Source organism: Candidatus Nanoarchaeia archaeon (assembly GCA_035290625.1).
GTDB lineage: Archaea > Nanobdellota > Nanobdellia > Woesearchaeales > DATDTY01 > DATDTY01.
The window spans coordinates 1-4,247 of the sequence record DATDTY010000062.1; the positions used below are offsets into that span (position 1 = coordinate 1).

The following is a 4,247-nucleotide window of genomic DNA, read 5'->3' on the forward strand; positions in this document are numbered from 1 at the left end:
ATAGCTAAAGCTACTCAGATCTGTCTGTATCATTTGATCTTCCTCCGAAGGATAGCACAGCTTCAACGCTTTTTGGCTATCCTTCGGTTTTCTTTAAGAAAAAGGAGATTTTATGTTTTCCCACTTAAGTTGACTTAACCGCAAAAAAGCAACATTTATAAAGGAAAATATTAATATTAGTATAAAAGGTGGAAATATGGAGAAAAAACCAATTATTGTTTTTGATGATTCTGTTAAATCTAAAGTAATCAGTTCTTTGGGATTTAAAGAAGATGCAGAATCAAACTTAGTTGAAAACGATGGCAAATTAGCAACCTCCCAAGATTTTGAAAGTATTACTTCTGGTGAATTTGGGGGGGTTTTGCAGGGTTCAAAAATCCCTATAAAAAATAAAGATTCTGAACTTGTTAAATATTTTATCTCTGGTAAATGTTAAAATGGGGTTCTGGGATTTCTTAAAAGGAATAATCCCTGAAAAATTCATTAATATAGACAATAGGAAAATCGAGATTAATAATTCTTCAATCAATTTTGGTGACCAAACTATTAATGATCCAAAAATAGTTGATAATGTGTTAGATAAATTAGCAGAATATAAGGATAAAGATAGTTTGCCTTGTCAAGTAATTCATAAAGATCTAGATAACAGTTATACCGAATACGAAGAAATAACCATTGATCAAAAAGAAAGTTTGAAAAAACTGAGAACCGTGTTACCAGAAGAAGAGATTGAATGTATTTTAATGGCTAGGCGTGTAAAACTAGCATACGATAAAAAGGATGCTGAGTTGGCTAAAAAATTACATAAACAGTTAATTGACAACTATCCAAGAAAAGGGAACAAAGTTTATAATCTTATCGGAGGAGGTTATTTCGACGAGATGATAATCCCTTTCATCGAAATATTTAAGTCACAATATGACGATAAATCTGCAGAAGAATATAGGAAGTTTTATTATGACATAATCAAATTTTTCCCTCTTGCATTCTTTGTAGGCAATGGTACAACAACAAATCAAATTGTTGATGGCATAAATGATAGATTAAAACTATCTGTGCCTTTTGTTAGATTACATGCAATAGGCAGTAATAACATTGAAAAGATTGAAGAAGCGTTAGAATCAGTAAACATTGGCGGTAACTACTCAATAAAAGATAACCGCTTCACAAGTCCAATAGGCCTGAAAGCCCAAATTTTGGAAATTAAAATAAAGAAGTCTGATGAAAGTAAAGAAAGTTAAGAGCACCCCTTCTATCTTTTAGCCCTCTTTCCCGATTGAAACTAACAACCTTTATAAACCACACCTCTCCTCTACAATCCATGTTTAAGGAAAAACTCCAGAGAATCAACGATTTTGAGCTTGTTCTCCCAAAGTCTGCAAGGGAAGGCATGAATGTAGATGCCAAGATTATAGCAAATGAGGCTATTATCAATGCGATTGAGGATGATGCTATCAAGCAGCTCACGAATGTAGCAATGATGCCCGGCGTTGTGGAGCCGGTTGTTGCAATGTCAGATTGCCACTGGGGGTATGGGCTGCCAGTAGGAAGTGTTGCTGCCTTTGATGCTGAAAAAGGCATGATCTCTGCAGGACTATGCGGCTTTGACATCAACTGCGGGATTCATGTCCTTAAGACAAATTTAACTGCAGACGAGATCCGTGAGAAATCGCAGGAGCTCTGCAATGAGTTATTCAGGGCAGTGCCGTGCGGCGTTGGAGGAACGGGAAAGCTGAGGATCACCAATGAGCAGCTTGATGAGGTCTTTGTGAATGGTGTTGATTGGGCGATAGAGAACGAATTTGGGACTGTAAAAGACAAGAAGCAGATTGAGGAGAAAGGCCACATGGAAGGCGCTGACCCAAAAAAAGTATCAGATCTTGCCAGAAAGCGAGGCCACGCGCAGCTTGGGACCTTAGGCGCGGGAAATCATTTCATCGAGATCCAGAGAGTCGATCAGGTGTACGATGAGAAGACTGCAAAAAAATGGGGAATCGGAGAGGTTGACCAGGGACTAGTCATGATTCATTGCGGAAGCAGGGGATTAGGCCACCAGATAGCGACAGACTATCTTAAAGTGCAGGAAGCAGCAGTAAAAAAATACAAGATTACGCTTGCAGACAGGCAGCTTGCCTGCGCTCCCATTGCCTCTCAGGAGGGCCAGGACTATTTTAAGGCAATGATATGCGCTGTAAATTATTCATTTACCAACAAGCTTGTCATGACCCAATGGATCAGGGAAACATTTGCTAAAGTGTTTAAGAGAGACTGGGAATCCATGGACATGTCAACTGTTTACGGGATTGCGCATAATGTTGTCAAGAAAGAGAAGTATATGATTGATGGGGCAAAGAAAGAGGTGTATGTCCATAGAAAAGGAGCTACGCGCAGCTTTCCCGATGAGCCAGTCTTGATTGCAGGCAGCATGGGAACTGCATCATATATCCTGAAAGGAACAGAGGCTGCCTTGCTGAAATCCTTCGGCAGTTCTGCGCATGGCGCAGGAAGAGCGATGTCGCGAACCCAGGCATTAAGGGATTTTGACGGAAGGAAGCTTGAGAAGGAATTGAACAGCAGAGGGATCGCAACCAAAGCCTCAACTCCGAGATCCCTTGCAGAGGAAGCTCCTAAAGCCTATAAGGATGTTGACGCAGTCATTGATTCGATCCACGGAGCAGGCATCTCTTCCAAAGTGATCAGGATGACTCCTTTGGGTGTTGTGAAAGGGTAATAGGGAATGGCCTCTCTGAAACCACAATATTAATAAACAAAGGTTCATTTATTCTTCATATGGCAAAAACATTTCATGTGATCATAGAGCAGGATGAAGACGGGGGCTATGTAGGAAAGGTTCTAGAGCTTCAGGGCTGCCTTAGCCAGGGAGACACATTAGATGAATTAATGAAGAATATTAAAGAAGCTATTGAGCTTTGCCTTGAAGTGCAAGAAGATGAAAAGAAAACAGTCGAGGAGGAAAGCATTAAGTTTGTTGGAGTTCAAGAGATTATTGTCTGATGAAGCTTCCTCTGCTTTCTTCTAAAGAGCTTTGCAAATTTCTTGAGAAAGAGGGTTTTCAGTGCATTAGGCAAAAAGGAAGCCATAGATTCTATCGGCATCCTGATAAGAGAACAACAGTAGTGCCTATGCACACCAACAAGGACATTAAACGAAGCCTGTTAAAAGGAATCTTGAATGAGATAGGTATAGAGAGGAAGGAGTTTTTTAGGAAATATACGGGATGAAGCTGAATGACTCCTTTGGGTGTTGTGAAAGGGTGAGGGAAACCTCAGCATATGCCATTGGCATGCCGCCTTATTATTACTTGTCTCTGAAAACCGTCTGCTTGTACATAATCTGGAATGCCTCGCAGAATTTGATGTCACGGTTAATCGGATAGGCATTCATAGCCCGGAACGCAGCCAATGTAGAGATGTCATCCAGTATGGTTTTTCCAAGAATGGGGAACTGCGATATTTGAGTCTTCATAGCAGTAATTTTACGTTGGATCTCATGATCAATAACGACAAAGAGATAGAGATCTGGACGAACTTGAAGAGTGCTCCTAGGGTTCTCTCCGTACAATAAGGCTGCGCAGACAGAAGAACCCCAATCAGGACGTATTGGTTCAGAAGCCTGAAACCTTGCAGGCCGGCTAAACTGCGCACTCCACATATGGTCCGGATGGTTATAATCTTCATGCATGGTGACGATGGTATCAGGATGGAATTGACGTATGTGCTGCAGGAGGTCATTATAGGCATCTGAATGATTGTCATGGAGCGCCCGTGTATCATACGGCAGGATTATCCGCTTACTTACGCCGAGAATTTTGTCTGCCTCTTGAGATTCTTCCTTCCTCTCTTGCTTTAGCTTTTCAGAATCTTTCCTTGCAGCACCTCCATTTGTCAATGTAAGGTAACACACTTCTCCGCCGCTTTCTGCAACCTTGATCGTGAGGCCTGCAGCCATAAGGATGCCGTCATCTGCATGAGGCTCAAGAACAAGCAGCCTCTCGATGTTCCATTCGTCAACTCGAACCATTCCCTGCAAGAATCAGCAACCGCTTAAAAAGCTTTTGCGTGGTTTGGCTCTGAAGACAAGAGGACAGGGTTAAGTCAACACGCGTGTGTTGACTTTCTTTGATTGTAGTGGTAGAACCATAGCCCAAAGAATGCTTGAGCGCCTCCCAAACTCTGGAATGTGCTGAACCACTTAACCCTTCGTTTAATCTCTCTATTCAGCCTCTC

The 4,247-nt window shown here is 41.4% G+C and carries 6 protein-coding genes; 5 read left to right on the forward strand and 1 reads right to left on the reverse strand.

The features are described 5' to 3' along the window. The first annotated feature begins 196 nt into the window (after positions 1–196). The 5 genes from VJB08_05680 to VJB08_05700 all read left to right on the forward strand — a co-directional run bounded on the left by VJB08_05680 (position 197) and on the right by VJB08_05700 (position 3,242). The gene (locus VJB08_05680; protein HLD43445.1) at positions 197–436 is read left to right on the forward strand and encodes a hypothetical protein; all 240 of its coding nucleotides are present in this window, start codon (positions 197–199) and stop codon (positions 434–436) included. 1 nt (position 437) lies between these two features. Continuing rightward, positions 438–1,241 carry a hypothetical protein gene (locus tag VJB08_05685; protein ID HLD43446.1) on the forward strand — a complete coding sequence of 268 codons (804 nt, stop codon included), beginning with the start codon at positions 438–440 and terminating at the stop codon, positions 1,239–1,241. Positions 1,242–1,321: 80 nt separating this feature from the next. Continuing rightward, a complete protein-coding gene (locus tag VJB08_05690) occupies positions 1,322–2,731 on the forward strand; it encodes an RtcB family protein (GenBank protein HLD43447.1) in 1,410 nt (469 codons plus the stop codon). A gap of 59 nt (positions 2,732–2,790) precedes the next feature. After that, positions 2,791–3,015 carry a type II toxin-antitoxin system HicB family antitoxin gene (locus tag VJB08_05695; protein ID HLD43448.1) on the forward strand — a complete coding sequence of 75 codons (225 nt, stop codon included), beginning with the start codon at positions 2,791–2,793 and terminating at the stop codon, positions 3,013–3,015. After that, a complete protein-coding gene (locus VJB08_05700) occupies positions 3,015–3,242 on the forward strand; it encodes a type II toxin-antitoxin system HicA family toxin (protein ID HLD43449.1) in 228 nt (75 codons plus the stop codon). The genes VJB08_05695 and VJB08_05700 overlap by 1 nt, the downstream gene beginning before the upstream one ends. A gap of 76 nt (positions 3,243–3,318) precedes the next feature. Here VJB08_05700 and VJB08_05705 read toward each other — a convergent pair whose 3' ends face one another. Further along, positions 3,319–4,041 (reverse strand): PIG-L family deacetylase, encoded by a 723-nt coding sequence (locus tag VJB08_05705; GenBank protein ID HLD43450.1) that lies wholly within the window; start codon positions 4,039–4,041, stop codon positions 3,319–3,321. Between the last annotated feature and the right edge of the window lie 206 nt (positions 4,042–4,247).